Genomic DNA, 18,915 nt, shown 5'->3' with positions numbered 1-18,915 from the left:
TGCCCCAGGAGGGAAGCTGTGCTCAGCCCCAGTGTCCCCGAGCTGTCGGCCCTCGAAATGCTCGCCACGGTGCACGAACTGGGGAGCCTCTCGGCGGCCGGAAAGCAGCTGGGGCTTTCCCAACAGGCGGTCTCTTCGCGCATGCGGGCCCTCGAGGCGCAGATCGGCGCCGCGTTGCTGAACCGCACGCCCCGCGGCTCCACGCTCACAGAATCCGGCGTCTTGGTGGCCGGCTGGGCGGCCGAGGTTCTCGCCGCCGCAGAACGTCTCGACGCCGGAATCGCCTCGATCCGCTCGGACAGTCTCCGCCAGCTGCGCGTCGCAGCGAGCCAGACCATCGCCGAGCACCTCCTGCCCCACTGGCTGGTTGCCTTGCGGCGACAACAGGAGGGCGCCGGCTCCACACCCACCGTCGTTGAACTGACGGTATCCAACAGCGAGACCGCAGCGGCCCACGTCCGTTCCGGCGACGCCGATATCGCGTTCATCGAAAGTCCGCATCTGCCGCCAGGCCTCAGCACGGCCAGCGTCCAAGAGGACGAGTTGGTCCTGGTAGTTTCGCCGCACCATCCATGGGCCAGGCGAAAAACAGCTGTGACCGCCGTCGAACTGGCCGGTACCGGGCTGGTCACCAGGGAACACGGCAGCGGGACGAGGGACGCTTTGGAGCATGTACTTACGGCGGCCGGGGCACCGCCGTCGGCCCCTCCCTTGGTGGAGCTGCCGACGACGGCGGCCGTTCGTTCCGCGGTGGCCGCCGGAACGGCGCCTGCCGTACTGAGTGCGCTGGCGGTACGGGACGACGTCACCCTTCAGCGCTTGGTCGTCGTACCGGTGCGCGGGGTGTTGTTGCGCCGCACGCTGACGGCCGTCTGGCTGGGCGGAAGGATCCCGCCTGCCGGTCCCGCGCGCGACCTCGCGGCGATCGCCGCCCGGCCGCTTCCCGGCGCGACCCCGGCACGGCCACGGACCTAGCCGGCGCTCCGTAGCTCTTGAAATCGCGGGGTGTTGGACGTCAGATGGTCTCAGAAAGCACACCCCACGGAGGTCACCATGACGGTCTCTTTCAACCACACCATCGTCTATGCAACGGACAAGCGCCGCTCGGCGGAGTTCCTGGCCAAGGTGCTCGGACTGCCGGAACCTGAGCCCATGTGGTCCTTCATGACTGTGTCCCTTGACCATGGAGTGGCGCTCGATTTTGCCACGGCGGACCGGCCCATCTCCCCGCAGCACTACGCTTTCTTGGTCAGCGAGGAGGACTTCGACGGAATCTTCGCCCGGATCCAGGCCGGGGGCGTCTCCTACTGGGCGGACCCGGCGCGGACCCGCCCGCAACAGATCAACCACAACGACGGCGGCCGCGGCGTCTATTTCGCGGATCCGGACGGGCATTTCCTCGAAGCGATCACGCGTCCGTATGGATCGGGTTCCGCATGAATTCGCTAGTACGCGTCACGGCCACGGTGACTGGTCGCGTCCAAGGCGTGGGATTCCGCTACTCGACGCTGCACCAAGCCCGGCGGCTCGGGCTGACAGGTGAAGCGAGCAACCTCATGGACGGCTCGGTGCAGGTGATCGCAGAGGGTGACCGTGACGCCGTCGACTCCTTGCTGGGATGGCTGCAGTCCCGCAACGCCCCCGGCCGGGTGAGGCACGTGGATGCGGTTTTCACTCCGGCCACCGGGGAGTTCTCCGGCTTCGATGTGGGCTGAACCCTAGGGAGGCCTAGCCCGCGTTCGCCTCGTCCAGGGCATCGATGCGTTTCTGCCGTGACGCCGGCGAATCCAGGCTGAACGAGCGGAAATCACCCAGGTCCTCGCGGATCCAGGCCTCCACCTCACGGATCCGCTGTGTGACGGCAGCGCTTGGCTTGGCGAAGGTCCAAGCTGCGATCCGTTCCTTGCCCGGATCGTATTGCCACAGACCGATGATCCGCCCCCGATCCAGGATCGGGTGGTCCGACAGGTCTGCCTGCAACGCGAGCGTCGTGTCCAAGACTTTCCTGCCGCGGTCCTCATCGGCCAGCATGTCGGCGGAGTTCCGGCGCAACAGCACCAGGGAGTCCGTCCCGGCCAAGAGGTGAATCTGTTCCTCCTGCGGTGCCTTGAATGCGGAAAGGCGTTCGACGTCGTCGGGCAGCATCCACAGCGGCTCGCCGGCCGCCGTGGTCACTTCGACGGCGTCGACGGCGGTCAACGCTGCCTTGCTCTGGGCGACCGTGAAGCCCGTGAACCATTGGCTCTGCTTGAACGTCGCACCGCCGGTCCACCGCAGATACCGTTCGATCAAGCGTGTGCGGGCGGCGTCGTCGTCGATGGTGCTGGGCGGCAGCGCCCAAGAGGTGTAGGCGTAGCGCTGCTGGTCGAGACGGCCGTTGACGGGGACGCGGCGGATGCGGCCATCGGCTTGCAGGAGGCCTAAAGCGGTGGGCAGGGTGGTTGCCGCACCCTTTTTCTTGCCTTCTTCGCCGAGGCTTCGGACGGATTCGCCGAGCTCGTCCTTGAGCTGTTTGGGGTCCATGGGGTCGCTGGACTCGGTGAGGGTGTGCAGCACTTGCTCTTCGAGCAGGGTGATCTCACCGCGTTCGACGCCGAGCCGTGCCAGGACCCTGAAGGGCGCCACCGCGGCTTCCCGGCCCACTTGCAGACCCCAGGCGAAATCGTTCCGACCGAGGACATAGGTGCATCCGCGGGCCGTGGGGAGTTCGTGGATTTTCAAGTCCGCTACGTCCTGGTCCGCTTCTTCGCGCCCGATCCCGGCGCGGGCGAAGAGCGTCAGGTACGGGTTGGCGCCGCCCACGGATCGGGCCCAGCCGGCGTGGTCCAGGACTTCTTCGGAGGACTTGCCGGCGAGTGAGCCGTCGAGTCCCTGCCTATGCCAGGCCCAGGCGCGGAGCAGTTCCGGGGTGAGCGTTTGTGTGGAAAGCACGGCGGACGTCATGGCCCCATTCTGCACTGTTTGGCCGCCATTTATCGCTGGGTTAGATCGTGCGGAGGAACTACCGTTCGAAAGCCAGGGAATAGCCTGCCCACGCGTCGGGATGTTCGCGGAGAAGGACATCGACGCCGGCGAGCGCACCGCCGTCGTCGCTCTCGCGGACTTTTGCGGCGACCGCCTCGGCGATGAAGCAGGCCAGTACTTCCGTCGTCGTGAGCTGCCCTTCGAAGTCGGGATGCTCGTCAAGGTTCTTGTAATTCAGCCGCTCAAGCACATCGTCCAGGAGGGTTCCGGCAGCTCCGATGTCCAGGACGATGGCGTCGTCGTTCAACTCCGCCCGACGGAACGTCACCTCTGCCACGAGGGTGGCTCCGTGGAGTCCCTGGGCCGGGCCGAACGACTCCCGCGGAAGGCTGTGGGCAATCATGAAGTGCCTGCGCACGGTGAGGCTGAACATCGTTAGTCCTGGTTTCCTTCGCGGGTCGGGGGGTAGTTGATAACACGGCAAAGATCGTCCAATTCGCCATTCTCCAAGCCATCGAAGACCGCGGGTAGCTCCTCGAACGGCGATTCCCCTGTGAGGAAGGCGTCGAACACGGGGTCCCGCAGCAAGGAGACTGCCAACTCGAGCCGCTCGCTTGTGGTCCTACGGTGCCTGCGCGAACGCGCAACCACCCCCACCTGGCTGGCGCGGATGGATAGCCGCCGGGCATGGAAGTCCTCGCCCAATGGCAGGGAAACCGGCCGGTCCCCGTACCAGGACATCTCGATGATCTCGCCTTCGTCGCCCGCCAGCTCCAAACTACGGGCCAGACCTTCGTCCGTGGCCGAGCAATGGAACACAATGTCGCAGTCTTGGCTCGCTTCGCCCGGCAGCACGAAGTCCACGCCCAGGGATTCCACGAACCCGCGCTTCCCCGGATCCGTCTCCACCAGTTGCAAGCGCTCCAGCGGGAAGCCGCGCAGGAGCGCCGCGGTCATCCCGCCCACCAGGCCGGCGCCGACGACGGCGATCCTGTCACCGAGGCGGGGCCCGGCTTCCCAGAGGGCGTTGAGGGCGATCTCGGCGATGCCGGTGAGCACAGCGCGGCGTGCCGGCACGCCGACGGGAATTCGGGTGAGCGATGTGAGCGGCACGACGTAGCGGTCCTGATGCGGGTGCAGGCAGAAGACCTTCTGGCCGATCCAGTCTCGGGGGCCCTCTTCGACAATGCCGACCGACAAATAGCCGAACTTGACCGGGGATGGGAAATCGCCGCTTTGATGGGGTGCGCGCATCTCCTTGGCAATACGCGGAGGAACGCGGGCTCCATGGACCACAAGTTCGGTGCCCCGGCTGACCCCGGAGCACAGGGCCCGGACCAAAGCCTCGCCTTCTCTCGGTGCAGGGAGCTCCTCGCTCCGCAGTTCACCTCGGCAGGGGCCAACCGTCCAGTAGGCCAATGCCGCATGTGTGTCCGCGTTCGCTTGCCGTGTGAAAGTCATCGTGTTTGCGAATCTAGCCCGGCAACTGCGATTGCGGAAGGGAAGCCTACTTATAAGGCGTCTGCCACCCGACCGTTTTGGGGAACGGGCCCCTACTCCGGTACCCTATTTCAGTTGGTGACGTGTCCGAGCGGCCGAAGGTGCAACACTCGAAATGTTGTTTGGTGTAAAAGCCAACGTGGGTTCAAATCCCACCGTCACCGCCACTTGAAAGGCCCCTGCTTCCCTTTGTTTACAAGGGATCGGGGGCCTTTTGCTTTGCCGGAATCAGGGTTTTGGGCACATTTTGCCCACATTCGCCAGGGACACTGCATGGTCCAGGGCGTCCGAAACGCTGTCCAGATCCCCGTCGAACAGGTCCGCGTAGATGTCCAGGGTCATGGCCGCCGAGCTGTGACCGAGCATTCTTTGCACCGCTTTGACGTTCGCGCCGGCTGATACAGCAAAGCTCGCGGCTGATGCCGGAGGTCGTGAGATGTGATTCGTGGCACCCCTGCTCTCTTCACGGCCCCTGCGAACCAGCTCATGTTGTCATCGTGCACGCGTGCGAGGCGGAGGTGATGGCCATTCTCGCCGGGAAACACGAGATCATTTCTGTCCTTGTTCTCACACTGCTGGGCCAGGGGCTCAGCGAGGAATCGCGGGAACGGCACGGTTCGTTTCTTGTGGTTCTTGGGCGTACCTACTTCGATGATCGAACCGACCTGGACCGCGTTTTCTTCGATCACGAATCGCCGCCGCAACATGTCCAGATGTTTGACTCGCAGTCCAGTCGCCTCACCCCATCGCAACCCGCAGTAGGCAAGCACGAGAACCAGAGTCGGATATTTACTGGCTGCGGCGAGTGCATGCACTTGCTCGTGACTCAGGTAGACGTGCGGCTTCTTGATCTTGCGCGGCAAGGTTACGCCCCGTGCTGGATTACTCAATGTTCGACGGTCGCTCACGGCGTCATCCAGAATGGCCGCCAAGACTCCGTAAGCGCGGATTACAAGCGTTGCCCCCTTCGGTTTCCGGGGCGGGATAGCGCTCTGATCCCCCTTCGTCAAGCCTGAGACCCACTGCTGCACATCTGTCTTTCGGATATCAGAGACTGCCGTACCGCCCCACACCGGCAGCACATGATTACGCCAAGCCGACTCCACCGGGCGCAATGAAGATGGCTTCAAATGAGTCTGTCGCGACAACCACGCTTCCCCAAGCGGACCGATCAGGGCCTTTGCGGCTGCCGCATCTATGAACTCCCCGCGGGCCTTGGATACCTCAACGCTGGCGAGGAAGAGCTCGGCATCCCTCTTTGTCCTGAATCCACGTTTCTTGGTCTGTACCCGGTCGGGTTTCCGGTAGCGAACCTGATACCGGCGCCCGGCCCGTGTCTCATAGGGTTCAATCGTTGCCATCGCCGGATTGTTCTTTCGCTGCGTTCTGATCAACCAGAGTCTTGATGATCGCGCTGAGCTCGTCCACTCGTAAATTGAGGTCTTCGAATGTCACGGGACCAATTTTCGTATTCCCTGCCGGGATGAAGTCGGGGCGCAGCCCCCGTACGTAGTCATCACTGCCCACGTCGCCTTCGATCGGCGTTATGCCATCCGCCCATTCCCAAACCCGTACCAGGTCAGCCGGATCAGCTCCGGTGACGGCCACCGGCTCGTCGAGCGACTTGGGAAACAACAGTGCATTTGGGTTCACGCCCAGGACTACCGCCAGGGCCACGAGATCATCAACATCAACCCGCCTAACGCCGGCCTCGATCTTCTGTATTCCGCTCGCGGAAATTTCGTGCCCGACGCCCCTAAGCCTTTGCTGAAGCTCCCGCAGAGTGACATTCCCCCGCAAACGCCTCAGGTTCCGAGCGACGGTCTTGCCGGTTGGACCAATGTCATGTCCTCGCAGCCGCTCTCCGCTATGTACCATATAAGAAACGATACACGCCATATAGACAACAAGCTTAATTAGCCACTTTGCATCTAATATGACGAGGCGTTCACGGAAGGAATGAGGCTTCATGGAATCGGAACTGCTGACCCCGGCAGAGCTGGCAGCCAAGCTTCACAAGACGGCGCCCGCGTTGGCGCAATGGCGCTATAGAGGGATGGGCCCTAAGTTCGTGAAATTGGGCAGCGGCGTCCGCTATCGCGCCAGCGATGTAGAGGCATGGCTCGACGCACAGACACGCTCTCAGACGGGCCAGGTAATCCCTAGCGTCTAGTTGTACTGAGTCAGGACGTTGGTTACATCGTGAATAGGTGAAGACCTCTTAGGTTGGTGGTTACCACACACAGCCAACGACTAAGAGGTCTTCATGTCCCACCGTAATGCCCGCCTGACTCCCAACGGTAGGCGGATCATCATCGAGCGCGTCCTCGCCGGCCGTCCAGTGGCCCATGTGGCCAAGGAAATGGGCATCTCGAGGACCTGCGCGCACCGTTGGATCAGCAGGTACCGGACCCACGGCTGGGACGGACTCGAGGACCGCAGCTCTCGTCCCAGGTCGTGCCCCCACGCCACCTCAGCGAAAGTCGTTGCCGATGTCCTTATCCAGCGCGTGGAACGCCGTGAAGGGCCAACGGGCCTGGCCTTGCGCTGCGGCACGAGCGCCAGGACGGTCTCCCGGATTTTGGCCAGGGCGGCCATGCCCAGGTTGTGGGACCTGGACCCGGTGACCGGGGAACGGATTCGGGCTTCCCGGGCCACCGACCGCCGCTACGAACGAGACGCTCCCGGCGACATGATCCACATCGACGTCAAGAAACTAGGCAGGATCCCGGACGGCGGGGGCTGGCGGGCCGACCCGTCCCAAAGCCCGGCCAACCACCGCTCCTCAGACCAGAAGCTTGGTTTTGACTACGTCCATGTCGCCGTGGATGACTACACCCGCTTCGCCTACGCCGAGGTCCTGCCGGATGAGAAAGGCCCTACCTGCGCCGGATTCCTCACCCGGGCCGCGACGGCCATGGCAGCCCAGGGAGCACCGGTGAAACGGGTCATGACTGACAACGCATTTGCCTACCGGCTCTCCCGCGACTTCCAGGAGGCGCTGGCCGCACTGGGGGCGAAGCACATCCTGATCAAACCCCGCCACCCCTGGCAAAACGGCAAAGCCGAACGCTTCAACCGAACCCTGCAGGAAGGCTGGGCCTACCGGCAACCCTTCACGTCCAACCAAGCGCGCACGGATGCTCTGCAGCCATGGCTAAACTTCTACAACAACCACCGGCCACACGGCAGCCTCGGAGGCAAACCACCCATCAGCAGGTGCAACCAACCTACTGGCTGAGTACATCTAGTCGGCACCGCTCGCGGCCGACCCGATGGGCGCGCCATTGATGCGGACATAGATGCCCGGTTGGGAGACCACCACCATGAACGGCGTCCCCGCGTACGCGCGTCATCGACGTTTAGCTGTATGAACAGACCTCCTTGGGTTGGGATCGCATCCCGGCCTCTCATGCTCGCCGTCCACGCCGCTCAGTCAAGGGCGCGTCCGCGTCACTGCGTGATGGGCCTTCGGCCCACCCTTGACGGTGCGTCAAGGACGGACATAACCGGCCTTTATCGGGATGCGGGCAAGACTGAAATGGTCTAGCGGGCGTACAACTGGATCCGAGCGGAGCGGCCTGCGCGATAGCCAGTTTGTCCGCGATGACCAGCGGATCGGAGGCTCGCCGGCCACAGGGCGGGCCGATCTGTTTCACTGCCCGACGCCAGCGTTGACCCGCTCGGTGATGAGTTCGCGGTCGTATTCGTCGAGGGTGGCGATCCGCGCGGATGGCTGAACGTGCCGAAAGCGTGCGGCCCGAGCTGAGCCTGACGGCGCTGCGGTAAAGGAACGACAGCTTTGGACCGAGCTCGTCAGCGCATGCAGGAACTCGTGGGCGCCAATGTCCTGCAGCAAGACATTCGATCCGTCCTGATCCGTGTCCGCTCGTCCGCCACTTCTTCATGCTGTATGTCGTGACCCCCGGGTAGCATCAGCCATGAATGGGGAAGGAATTTAATTGAATCGTGAAACCTTTGCGGATGGGACGCTAGCACTGCGGAGTCTAGCTCCGGAGTTTGAGGACCAGCACAAGCTGTATGTCGATCTGCTGGTCGATGCGATCGAGAAAATGCCCGCGGTGCGGAACATCGCTTTGACCGGCCCATACGGTACTGGAAAGAGCAGCATCTTGGGAGAGATTGCCAGAAAATACCCGAAACGGGTTGTCGAACTTTCGTTCTCCACGGTTGGCAAGGTACCTGTCAAGGAGCCCGGTAACGAACCCGCTGGAGCGCCGGCGGCTGATGCTGCGAAAACAGCGGACGCAACGCCGACAAATCGGATCGAGAAGGAGATCGTGAAGCAGATCCTCTACAAGGAGGATCCGTCCAGGACCCGGGGGTCGAGATTCCGCCGTATCACCCGTTTCCAGTGGGGACGGCAAGTAGTGTTCGGGCTGACGGTCGGGTTACTTGCTCTGGGTGTGCTGTTCCTGACCGGCCTCGACAAACCGTTCATGACAATAGCGGGCGCCGACACTGCCCTGCTGTGGCTCGCCCATGGCATGCTCTTCCTCCTCCTGTCCGGGTCGGTGGTAGTCATCCGTTGGCTCACCCACAACAGGGTGTTCCTCGATAAGTTCACCGCAGGGCCGGCCACGGTCTCTCTGTCGTCTCAATCATCCAGCTATTTTGACCAGTACCTCGATGAGATCGTCTATTACTTCGAGGTGAGCAAGCGAGACATCGTGGTCTTCGAGGACATCGACAGGTTCAACGATGTGCATATCTTCGAAGCACTCAAGGCGCTGAACACTCTCCTTAACGGCGCAAAGCAGGTCAAACGCCGGCGGCCGCTGAAGTTCATCTACGCTTTGCGGGACAGTGTCTTCGAGAAGATCGGTGAAAGCTCCGGGGACGAAGGTCAAGCGGACGAAGCGAGGGAAGAAATCGAGCGGGCCAACCGGACGAAGTTTTTCGACCTGGTCGTACCCGTTGTACCGTTCATCACCCACCGAAATGCCCGCGACCTCATGGCAGATGACATGAAGGGCACCGGCGTCTCCCGAGACCTAATCAACCTGGCTGCGCGGCACGTTGCAGATATGCGCCTCATCCACAATATGCGCAACGAATACGACGTGTTCGCCAGCAAGCTCCTGAGCTCCACTGAGGACAAGCGCCTCAGCGGTCTCGACGCGGATCGACTCTTTTCCATGATCGTGTATAAGAACGTCCACATGGCCGATTTCGAGAAGATCCGCTTCGGCGATAGTCAACTCGATATGCTGCACGGGGAATGGCGGAAGCTGGTCAGGGAGAACATCGCGCACGAGACGAGCACGGCCCGCGACGCCGCTTCACGGCTGGAAACCCTCAACGCCATTGCTGCTCGGAGCGAACAGTTGGGCGAGCGACTGGAACAGCTCGCCCAAGTGTTGGGCCGGCGCCACCCGAACGGGGAGGCGCGGGCGACGGTCTTGATGGGTGGAGTCGTAGTAGACAGCGCCGGCATCCGTGACGGATCAACATGGACAAGACTGATCACCGAACGCGGCCCGGTGGGGATCCAATTCAACCCTGGCTACCCCGCATACTCCGTGCCCTTCGAACAACTCTCCTCCTTCCTCGGGATCGAGATCGTCCCTGAAGCCTGGAACGAAGCGGACCGGACCGAGTTGAATCGCATCAAAGATGATGCGATTCAACGAACTGACTTCCTCCGCCACAACACGTGGCAGGAGCTCGCAGCGCGACCAGAGTTTACTCTTCCCGCCCGTTCGAATGAAGGGGAGACCTTCCGCGGCATCAGCAAGCGGCTGCTCGGATCAGAACTCGCCCGCCAGCTCGTCGCCAACGGCTACATCAACGACTACTTCGCCCTCTATGTCTCGGTCTACTACGGCAAGCACCTACGCCTCGATGCTCAGAACTACATCGTCCAGCACATCGACAAAGGACAGGCCGACCCTGTATATGTCCTTCTCGGAGATGATGTGGATGCCATCATCGCCGAGAAGGGAGAGGGGGTCCTCCGCGATCCGAGCATGTATAACTGCTCCGTCATGGACCACCTTCTCGAGAATAAGCCAAAGCTCGTCAAGCATCTGTTCGGCCAAATGGGCGCCTGGGGAGAGGCCGAAAAAGCCTTTGGTAGCGAATACCTCGCCCACGGACAACAGCGCCGAAAGTTCATCGAGGGGCTAGTGCCCCTCGTGCCGGCGATCTTCGAATGGCTGGTCGCCGAGGAAGGCGAGCTGACCGTCGTCCTGATCGATGAAGCTCTGCGCAACTGGAGCCCAGGCCTCACCTACAACCTCGGTGGAGCAGTCCGCTCCTACTTCGAAGATCACGCCGCAGAAATCGCCTCCCTCACCGCCGACAAAAAACAGGATGACGCCGCAAAGGCCATGGCGCTGATCGCTGAGAGCGAAGCCGCACTGCCATCACTGAGGGCACTGAGCCCTGCAGCGCTCGAGGTCGCCGCCGACCTAAGTTGCTACAGGATCACTGCCGAGAACCTCCGGTTCCTCGCCGGAGGTCAGGACATTGCGTTGGACCGCCTCCGCGAAACCGCAGAGAACGTCTACCGACACGTGTTGGAGGAGCTCGACCAGTACCTCGCAGTCGTTCACGACGGAGATCGGACCGTTTCTCACCCGGAAGCATTCGCGCAGATCATTCAGGACGTTCACGCGGCCCAGATAGACCAGGACCTTCTCGCAGCGGTCATCCAAGGTGCCGCGGAAGACTGCTTCGTTCCGGACCTGAAGACCGTGCCTGCTGCGGCCTGGGACGCCCTTGCCGGGGATCACAGGACCACGGCAACTTTCGAGAACGTCACCGCCTGTATCGACAATCTGGGCGAAGTCGGTCCCGGGCTCGCGATCCTTCTTCGAAAAGATGTGGCGATTGCCGCGGTTGACGGCACAGACGGCTCCAAGCGAATTGCTCTGGCCATCACGCTGCTGGCTTCGCGGGAGGCCCTTTCGGATCCGGAGCTGCGCGTAGGGCTCGCGAGTAGTCTTGTCGATCCAGGTCTTCACGTCCCGGCAGAAAACATCCAGCCCGAATCAGGAGAACTGATCGGCCATCTCCTTGAACGAGGCGTCATCGCCGACGGACCATCGGCATTCTCCAATGCATTAATGCTCGACTGGTCAACTCGTGAGTCCGCGATCGAAGGCTCGGAGCATTTCGCTGATTACATGAGCCCCGCGATACTCCCCGCCGCCGACCTGCCTTCGCTTTTCGCCAGTGCCCGGATCTCGCCAAACGTGAAGGCCGCTGTACTCGAAAGTCTTGCTGAGTATGCAATGGGCGATGACGGCACAGGGGTCCGCGCTGCTGCTCGATATGCGGAACAGGATCAGGATATCCAGCTCGACTACCCGCAGATCCAACTGGCCACCCGGTCTGGGGTGGAGGACAACACTTTGGTGCGGCTGATGGCTCATTCTCCCGCCCTCACGGAACCGGAGATGCGCGACCTCCTCCGCGGGATGGGCGGAGACTACCCCCTCATCGCCGACCCTGGCAGGGAACGCCCCCTCTTGCCGGACGATTCAGCCCACCTGACGATTCTCAGACGCCTGAAAGACGCCGGAGTTGTCAGCAGCTACCCCCAAGAGGGGGGCCGCCGGAGGGTCCATCGGTTCCACAGCTAGCCAGCACGCCGACGAGAGTCGAATGGTTTTTCTCCGGCACGCCAAGCAGCAATCATAGGCGATTTCCCCCGCGTCTCGTCGATGAGCTGTCCCTCACCGGCCGGACGGCCCAGCGAGACGTGGAAGACATGCTTACTGCCCTCCTTCCCCGCACCGAAGGCAGACCTGGGAATGTCCAGCTCGCTGATGATCGACTCTGAAGCAGCAACAACCTTTTCGCGGAGAAGATGGGATTTACCGGCAGCGACGGGAAGCCGCGGTGCCGGTGGGTTGCCATCCACCACGGGTCCAGCAAGTCGGGCAATGACCACATTCACCTTGCGTGTCGATGGTCCGCGAGGACGGCACCCGGTGGAGCCAGCACAAGGAGTTTAAGTGCGCCCAAGATGTCGGTGCGAGCTGGAGGAGAAGCACGGACTGCGGGTTGCTCGTTCTCCTCACGCCAAGCGCGGCTACAACCCCAAAGAGCGTGAACGCGCCGTCGCCGTTGGTTCGTAAGACGTCTGTGTCGGCCCGTGGATGGGGATTGAGTGCGCTGGCGCCGCCAGTGCGGTCGAGCTGATGCCAGTGTTAAAGTGTGCGGAGACTGACGCTGGTCTCGCGGGCGCGGGCGGCAAGCGGGATCCGGCCCTCGACGTGAAGTCGGCTAACCCTCCAGCGCTCGTGGCCGTTCAGATGGCCTACCGTCGCTGCCACTAGCAGTGCAACACCCTCTAGGGCCCGCAGCCCAAGCTGGATATCCTATTGCTGAGACCGCCCCTGTTCCATAAGATCTGCCACCCATGGCAGGTAACCTCGGCGAGCTGTCATTCCGTCTGGCAATCCCTTGACAGAAAATCCGGACCCGGAAATGTCGATAGTGATTCGGGAGTCGCCCATCGTTGCGTTGGTGATGTGCAGATCTCCATAGGACTCCGGGGAGTACCGGATCCATCCATATTCCGCGCAGGGATACGTCCGGGTCGTATCGCATCAACGTTGTAACAAGCATGATCGGTGCGGTCGCTGCCCAGGCCTGCGGTGAGCACGCCGTAGGATAAGCTACGGGCTCGGTGAACTCCTCCCGACTGAATCCGCAGAACAATTCGGGAAGTCGCTCGTCCGAGAATTCCGCAGCTTCAAGCAACGCCGTGGAGACCCGCTGAGCCTCCGCCTAGTTGATCGCGTTGTCGTGCGGCCACACCGAACCGTTGTGGTAGCTAGCCGGATGGTAGGCCCCATATCGGTAGCAAGTGTGCGCACTCCCCAACCGCTGAACATCTCCGGGGACATTAGTCGCTCGACCACGACTGCGCCTTGTCCTTATCAACGATGCCCGTTGTCAAGCAGTGGCCCATGTTAGAGGCGCATGCATCGAGCGGTCGCACGTCCGGACGGTACGTGTCGAAGACGGCATCAAGCAGCCCCCGGACATTTTCAAGTATCACAGCCTTGGGGCGAATCTCGTCGACAAGATGGATTGCCTTGGGGAAAAGGTTGCGCTCGTCCTCGGCCCCGAGCTGCTTCCCGGCCTTGGAGAAGTGCGGGGTGCACTGACACTGTTACTCACGAACCCGCGACTGAGCGGTCGCTCGCGGCGTACCCCGGAAGGGCCGCCATACGGACACGAAACGTCGGTTATCAAGCGGCGGCTGGAGCAGCGCCCCGCGGTTCCAAGACTCGGGCTCTGACAACTACCGATTCAAGCAAATCAGTGCGCGAGCCGAGTAGAGAGTTCAAAGAGACGCGTCTGTCCTGTTCCATGCGTGAAACGAGACGTGTCTCGATTTAGCGGGATGGAATATAGCACATTCGCGACTCTCGCAACCGAGGCGAATGCTGCGGCGCCTACCGTCTGCATTTTGGTGCCCGTCAGGGCCAGCTCTATGCGATATGCATTGTCGAGGACGTACTGGTCATAGTACTCCATAAGCAGATCATAAGTGGCGGCGGCGTCCATTGCGCTGACCGAACGGAGTTCACCATTCTGGCTCGCAACCAGGTAGTCGCTGATCAAACCCACCGCCCTGCTCTCGATACCCTTCGGCGTGCTGGAATGGGTGGTCCTGACGCCGATGATTTTGTCTGTTGCGATACTCTCGAGTAGCGAGTCGAGCCTACGGTACTTGAGAGTGACGAACGCGACAAGAATTGATCGGAGGGAAGCATCGAGCCATGGCTCACCCACGGATAGCGGGACGAATTCGGTTCCTTCCCCTGGTGTGATCGCATCGAGGTGCTTGAGTGCGTCCGGGAACTTTCCTTCCCCGAGGAGGTCCATTACGGGCTGCAATTCTTCTGGTCGCGGATCGTATGTTTTCGCTGCGCTGTGGACAATGAATACTTGGCGGCGCGTGCTGAGCAGCTCTTTCGTGAAGCAATAGATAAGGGGCTTTGTGAGCGCCGAAACATCTAGGATTACGGGTCCCGGCTGGAGCGATTTCACTGCATCACATACAGCTTCGCTCGGATCAATACGCGAATCGGCGTCGAAGAAGTCAATTTGGTCTGTAAGGGCCCCAACGGCTGCAGCAACGTCAGCTGCATTTCCCTCATCTGCGTACCGTACTAGAAGGAATCGGTTCACCTGAGCGACTCCACCTATGTTGAGCGCGCCTATAGAGCCGGCGGCGCGGTCTTCGAATCCGACGCCAGCGATTATGGTGGCCGATTGCCAGCTAAGCGTGTCGGGTCCAATGGGGAGCTCGTCTATGCTGACCTTGAGAGCTGTCCGCGGCAGATCGGCAGGGGGGTTGGGCATGAGGAGGTCCTCATCGAACAACGCCAGTTGTGTCTGATCATCGCCCACTGGGGGATCAATCGATTCTTCGTCGTTCTCGTCGTCTTCACTGAGGTCACGCAGCCAGCTTTTACCTTTGTCACTCCCCGACTCCGGGAGTGGTGTGAGACCCTCTGAACGGGGTTCCTCAAGCCATCCCGCGACAGAAGCGCCCGTTAGTTCAAATCGATCCCTATTGCTCAATGGTATTTGGAAGTTCAGCCCGAAGAGTTTTCGAAATCGAAGGGCGAACTGGTAGATCGGGGCTCCGTCGACCGCCTTTGACCTTTGCCTAAAGCCGATGATGACATACACACCGTTGTCAACGAGGTTCATGAGCTTTCTAAATGCGGCATTGTCGCTGCTATCGACTTCGACGAAGATGTCGGAGTACTGGCGCAGTCGTTCTCTCTGTTCGAGTTCGCGGTGGCTTGCGTTTGCGAACGCTGCGCTGTGGTTGAAATACCAGGCGTCATCTACATCCAGCTTTACCAGTGACAGGAGGCGCAACCGACTTTCGGACACGAGCACCTCATGCTGCCGTCGCTGGCTGATTACACTGCCGGGTTGGGTGCCGAGTGTCATCTTGTGAAAGATCTGAAGGACATCGCCGATGTCGCCCACGCAGACGGCAGCGAGGGCGCTCAATCCGTAGTACGGATACCTGTCCATATGCCCGCTCTGCCCGGCCGAGTTCTTGATTGACTCCGCAATGCTCCGCAGGCTCCGGTTCCCCAGACGCTTCCGTGCAGGGACCGCGGCGCTGCCGCTCACAATCTGCTGGCGGCGATCCAGGATCTGCTCAAGGAATCGCCCACCGGCCGTTCCCTTCAGAGCCTCCAGGACGTGTTCGCCAAGATGGAAGACCTGGTAATCGCGGCCTTCGAGCGCCCTTTCTCCGCTCGGTGAATGAAGCACTTGAGATTGCGTCTCTGTGCTGATCTTGAATCCGAATGTCTCGCTCTTGAGGCAGAACTGTGTCAGCAGATCCGTGAGGTCGTCTTCGCTCACGAACCGTTTGCTTACATCGTCGAGAAGAAAAAGGACGGTCTTGCCTGCCCAGATGTCGATGAGCGACCGGATGCCCTTTGCGAGCTCCGTGAAGGCCTCTAGCGGAACGAAGGCGCGCCGGACGTCGTAGGGCACGTCACGCTGTATCGCTTTGCTAAGCTCGAGCTCGATGCGGGGGAGGGCAGCAGCCTGCTCACCGTGCTCGAACGTTGGAACGGTGGCAGATATGAGTTCGCAGAACCGGTCAATCGCTTCCGGCCGTAGGTCGCCAAGACCATGAACATCGAACGTCTGCACGGCTCTGATTGCTTCCCGTGCATAAGCGAGATAGAGACGCTGGAGGGCGCCTTCACCAACGCGTTCCCGGGGAGCCCGGCGTAGATGTGCGCAAGACACGAAAAGACCCAAGTAACTCTGATCCGAGATCCGCGCAACGGCTTGAGCTCGATCTTCCTCCGGGGATACCACGGCGTGTGCCGACCACTCGAGTGAACGAAGTAGCATTGTCTTCCCGCAGCCGCGCATGCCGACGACAAGTTGAGGCCCGGCGGAAGTCATTGCCCTTGTCCATTGCCCGTCAGGGTCATAGATCAAGGTCCTTGCGAACGCCGATGGGAGTGTCTGGGCATTGTAGTGATCTTGAATGGATTGGAACTCGATCGGACGGTATTGTTCCGGGTGCACCGCCACCTCGTACGCACGCCGCACTTCCCCGAGCATGTCTGTTGCAGTCACGCGCCGCGATTCCCAGTCGATTTGGGCATGTGCCTGCGCCACCCGTCGCAATTGCGCAGAGAGCCTCACATCACTGGCGATGATTGCTGACGACGAAGCGGACTGATCGAAACGGTCCAACAGCCGGTGAATCTGCAGGGAAATCTGCTCCAGATCACCTAGCCGGGACGAATTGAGGTCCGCTTTATCGTCTTTCGCCGCGCTGCCAAGATCGAAGACCCTCACCGCCACCCCCGGATCGATGGCACGTCGTCGGTGCTTTTCCGGTGGGAGATTAACGATGACCGCGTTGCCGCCATGCAGGTCGTTATGAAATATGCTCTGTGATTTTAGCTTGTCGCTCAAGGTCAAGAGATCCTCGGCAACTTGTGCGATCGCACGTGGCATCAAAACGCTACCTTGAGCGAAATAGTGCTCTATGGTTTCGCCTCGCACGAGTTCCATCTGGGTCCAGTACACATCAAGCGGTGTTCCTGCCAGATCGACGCAAGCCTCACCCCAGTTGGCGATTCGCGCAATCTCGGGGATGTCTTCAAGGGAAGCGTGAAGACGGCATTCGCTTTCGAAGTCGCGCCGATTTCCGTAACCACCGACTGTTTTGTCATTCGGATCGGGAAGCTCATATACCGCTTTGGGAGTCACCTTCATCACGAACGAAATGCCGGTCCGCGGGTGCCTCACCCTGTAGGCGACTGCATAGAAGCCTCGTCCGAGTTCGTGCTCAACATCGAACCCGGCAATTGCCGAGGGCGGATTCATGCTCGGAAAGTCGAAACGCCTACTACACGCGCCGCACAGCTGGTCGGGAGCCGTTCCCTTGACTCGCGGGTGAAAGAAGCAAATGTACTCCATCAGATTGAACCCCCATCGTTAACCTTATGATTCGGCGCGGTCACTGTCAGGGATAGCCCAACAGCCTCGAGTGCCTTCCGCAGAATTGCTGAGTTCTTACCACGCACCCGGGCGACTGGATCACCTGCATCCACGCGAGCCCCAGTGCCGCAGAAAAGCTCCACGCCGCACGTATCAGGGAACCTGCCATTGGCAGGGATCTCAGCGCTTTGATTGGAAACAACCGCTGCCCGCAGCTGGGCCATGTCCCACGACAGGTGCCCCCCTGCCGGGGCGTAGAGAAGCGCGGTCTGGTGCGTACGTTCGACTTCCTCGAGATATTCCTCGGCCGCGGAGAGGCCCTTCGCTCCTTGGACTTGAAGATGGAGGTCTAGCACGGCACGCATCTTCTCTCGGTCGGGCTGCTCATCAGTTGATCTGGCTTGCGCAAAGTCGGTTAGCGCAGTACAGCTCACGAAGTGCCGCTCCAGCCAAGGTGACGCACTGTAGTCAAGAAGGGCAAGGAGGCCCCGAAGCGCCTCGGCGCGCCCCACCATTGGTTGAGACGGCACTTGCCCATCTGTTACCACACAGTGAGCGGTGATGCCCACCAGCGCCGCTGTTTCTTTCAAGAGCTGGATGTTGGCGTGCGCCTCAGCGGTGTTCTGCCCGAAGTTGCCGCCGACCATCGTGCGGACGTCGAACATTACGCGTGTAAGCCCCGCGGCCAACTTCTTTGATAGCAGGCTTGCTATGACTAGGGCGGGCACGCTCTGCATGCCGAGTTGCTGGCGCGCTCTGAACAGAACACTATCCTCCGGCGCGAAAACTCCGGTTGAAAGGGTATTCCCAAAGCCAGATGCTCGAATCGCATCCTGGAGCTCGGCCCGGGAGAGAGCCGTCTTATAGCCTGGTAGCGTGCCGAGTGTGTCAATCACCCCCGCCGGCCTTCCAGGCACCCCGATCTTCGGCACCCGGATTCCGTTCGACGCAAGGATCAACGGGGGGACGAATGTAGTCAGGCTTGCTGGACCTCCTGTCGACGCGACATCGGCCGCCGCCCGATCCTTCTCTAAAATCTCTCCGGACTCCGCCAACCGTTGCGTCAACGCAGCGATCCTCTGAGGTGACTGCGCGTCGCGCCCACGGAACGTGTCGATGATGTCGATACACCACCGGGGCGGTTGGTCCTTGAACGCAGTCATGGTGCAATCGTATCGAGGAGCCTCGATGACAGACGCGCAACACAGTTAGCTTAGTGTTGAAGTTGTTCCAGGGACACAATCTGTGCGCGACGCGACAGCAAAATTGAATATCGAGATTCCCTGTCTTCTGGGTGATGAAACCGGGATTGCGGCCAGAGGCAGAGCTCTGGAGAAGTCGCCGTGATGGGCTCGCATCCGCGCCTAAGGGCGTTCCGGTTCAGACACACCGCAGCCCTGGCGTATTGATGCGTTACGTTCTGGAGACTCGGCGACCCGTACCAAGGCCTGTTCGAGTCCAGGT

The 18,915-nt window shown here is 61.2% G+C and carries 15 protein-coding genes, 1 tRNA gene and 2 pseudogenes; 7 read left to right on the top strand and 11 right to left on the bottom strand.

What is annotated here, in order from left to right; all coding sequences use genetic code 11:
- The first annotated feature begins 18 nt into the window (after positions 1-18).
- The 3 genes from A3M3_RS24195 (at position 19) to A3M3_RS0107720 (ending at position 1,715) form a co-directional block, all read left to right on the top strand.
- Entirely contained in the window at positions 19-975 is a 957-nt protein-coding gene (locus A3M3_RS24195) for a LysR family transcriptional regulator (protein ID WP_155854314.1), read from the top strand.
- Positions 976-1,053: 78 nt separating this feature from the next.
- Complete coding sequence (locus A3M3_RS0107725) at positions 1,054-1,440, top strand: VOC family protein (RefSeq protein ID WP_028265863.1); 387 nt, start codon at positions 1,054-1,056, stop codon at positions 1,438-1,440.
- Positions 1,437-1,715, top strand: a complete 279-nt coding sequence (locus A3M3_RS0107720; RefSeq protein WP_035741495.1) for an acylphosphatase — start codon at positions 1,437-1,439, stop codon at positions 1,713-1,715. Before A3M3_RS0107725 ends, A3M3_RS0107720 begins: the two co-directional genes overlap by 4 nt.
- Positions 1,716-1,728: 13 nt before the next feature.
- On the opposite strand, the gene A3M3_RS0107715 is transcribed toward A3M3_RS0107720, so the two are convergent.
- From A3M3_RS0107715 to A3M3_RS0107705, 3 genes are read right to left on the bottom strand one after another with little or no spacing between them, the layout of a single operon-like run.
- A complete protein-coding gene (locus tag A3M3_RS0107715; protein WP_035741493.1) occupies positions 1,729-2,943 on the bottom strand; it encodes a DNA glycosylase AlkZ-like family protein in 1,215 nt (404 codons plus the stop codon).
- Between the two features lie 58 nt (positions 2,944-3,001).
- Entirely contained in the window at positions 3,002-3,397 is a 396-nt protein-coding gene (locus tag A3M3_RS0107710; RefSeq protein WP_028265860.1) for a 6-pyruvoyl trahydropterin synthase family protein, read from the bottom strand.
- Positions 3,398-3,399: 2 nt separating this feature from the next.
- Positions 3,400-4,425 carry a zinc-dependent alcohol dehydrogenase gene (locus A3M3_RS0107705; RefSeq protein ID WP_028265859.1) on the bottom strand — a complete coding sequence of 342 codons (1,026 nt, stop codon included), beginning with the start codon at positions 4,423-4,425 and terminating at the stop codon, positions 3,400-3,402.
- A 116-nt stretch (positions 4,426-4,541) separates the two neighbouring features.
- Between A3M3_RS0107705 and A3M3_RS0107700 the strand changes: the two genes are divergently transcribed.
- Positions 4,542-4,631 (top strand) — tRNA-Ser (locus A3M3_RS0107700).
- Between the two features lie 171 nt (positions 4,632-4,802).
- Here the strand turns inward: A3M3_RS0107700 and A3M3_RS24190 are convergent.
- Both A3M3_RS24190 and A3M3_RS27365 read right to left on the bottom strand, forming a co-directional pair.
- On the bottom strand, positions 4,803-5,825 hold the full coding sequence (locus A3M3_RS24190) for a tyrosine-type recombinase/integrase (RefSeq protein ID WP_231497205.1): 1,023 nt from the start codon (positions 5,823-5,825) through the stop codon (positions 4,803-4,805).
- A complete protein-coding gene (locus A3M3_RS27365; protein ID WP_081736727.1) occupies positions 5,812-6,435 on the bottom strand; it encodes a helix-turn-helix domain-containing protein in 624 nt (207 codons plus the stop codon). Before A3M3_RS27365 ends, A3M3_RS24190 begins: the two co-directional genes overlap by 14 nt.
- Between A3M3_RS27365 and A3M3_RS0107685 the strand changes: the two genes are divergently transcribed.
- The gene (locus A3M3_RS0107685) at positions 6,434-6,637 is read left to right on the top strand and encodes a helix-turn-helix transcriptional regulator (RefSeq protein WP_028265857.1); all 204 of its coding nucleotides are present in this window, start codon (positions 6,434-6,436) and stop codon (positions 6,635-6,637) included. The two genes, A3M3_RS27365 and A3M3_RS0107685, sit on opposite strands and share 2 nt — an antisense overlap.
- A 93-nt stretch (positions 6,638-6,730) precedes the next feature.
- Positions 6,731-7,705 carry an IS481 family transposase gene (locus A3M3_RS0107680; protein ID WP_028264771.1) on the top strand — a complete coding sequence of 325 codons (975 nt, stop codon included), beginning with the start codon at positions 6,731-6,733 and terminating at the stop codon, positions 7,703-7,705.
- A 414-nt stretch (positions 7,706-8,119) separates the two neighbouring features.
- Here A3M3_RS0107680 and A3M3_RS0107675 read toward each other — a convergent pair whose 3' ends face one another.
- Positions 8,120-8,323, bottom strand: coding sequence for a hypothetical protein (locus A3M3_RS0107675; RefSeq protein WP_028265856.1), 204 nt, complete (start codon positions 8,321-8,323; stop codon positions 8,120-8,122).
- A 103-nt stretch (positions 8,324-8,426) separates the two neighbouring features.
- Here A3M3_RS0107675 and A3M3_RS0107670 point away from each other — a divergent pair, with 103 nt between their 5' ends.
- Positions 8,427-12,074 carry a YobI family P-loop NTPase gene (locus A3M3_RS0107670; protein ID WP_028265855.1) on the top strand — a complete coding sequence of 1,216 codons (3,648 nt, stop codon included), beginning with the start codon at positions 8,427-8,429 and terminating at the stop codon, positions 12,072-12,074.
- Here A3M3_RS0107670 and A3M3_RS0107665 read toward each other — a convergent pair.
- The 5 genes and pseudogenes from A3M3_RS0107665 to A3M3_RS0107645 all read right to left on the bottom strand — a co-directional run bounded on the left by A3M3_RS0107665 (position 12,071) and on the right by A3M3_RS0107645 (position 18,614).
- Entirely contained in the window at positions 12,071-12,391 is a 321-nt protein-coding gene (locus A3M3_RS0107665; RefSeq protein WP_155854313.1) for a hypothetical protein, read from the bottom strand. The two genes, A3M3_RS0107670 and A3M3_RS0107665, sit on opposite strands and share 4 nt — an antisense overlap.
- Before the next feature lie 424 nt (positions 12,392-12,815).
- Positions 12,816-13,438: pseudogene (locus A3M3_RS28795) on the bottom strand (amylo-alpha-1,6-glucosidase); the annotation flags it as partial.
- 39 nt (positions 13,439-13,477) lie between these two features.
- Positions 13,478-13,585, bottom strand: a pseudogene (locus A3M3_RS29240) (DNA cytosine methyltransferase); the annotation flags it as partial.
- Positions 13,586-13,764: 179 nt separating this feature from the next.
- Positions 13,765-17,337, bottom strand: coding sequence for an ORC-CDC6 family AAA ATPase (locus tag A3M3_RS0107650; protein WP_155854312.1), 3,573 nt, complete (start codon positions 17,335-17,337; stop codon positions 13,765-13,767).
- A gap of 92 nt (positions 17,338-17,429) precedes the next feature.
- Entirely contained in the window at positions 17,430-18,614 is a 1,185-nt protein-coding gene (locus tag A3M3_RS0107645) for a hypothetical protein (protein ID WP_028265851.1), read from the bottom strand.
- Positions 18,615-18,915: the final 301 nt, after the last annotated feature.

It is taken from the genome of Arthrobacter sp. MA-N2 (assembly GCF_000517125.1).
GTDB classification, from domain to species: Bacteria; Actinomycetota; Actinomycetes; order Actinomycetales; family Micrococcaceae; genus Arthrobacter; species Arthrobacter methylotrophus.
Note: the sequence above shows the minus strand (reverse complement) of the source record. Positions and strands in the feature narration are given on the sequence as shown.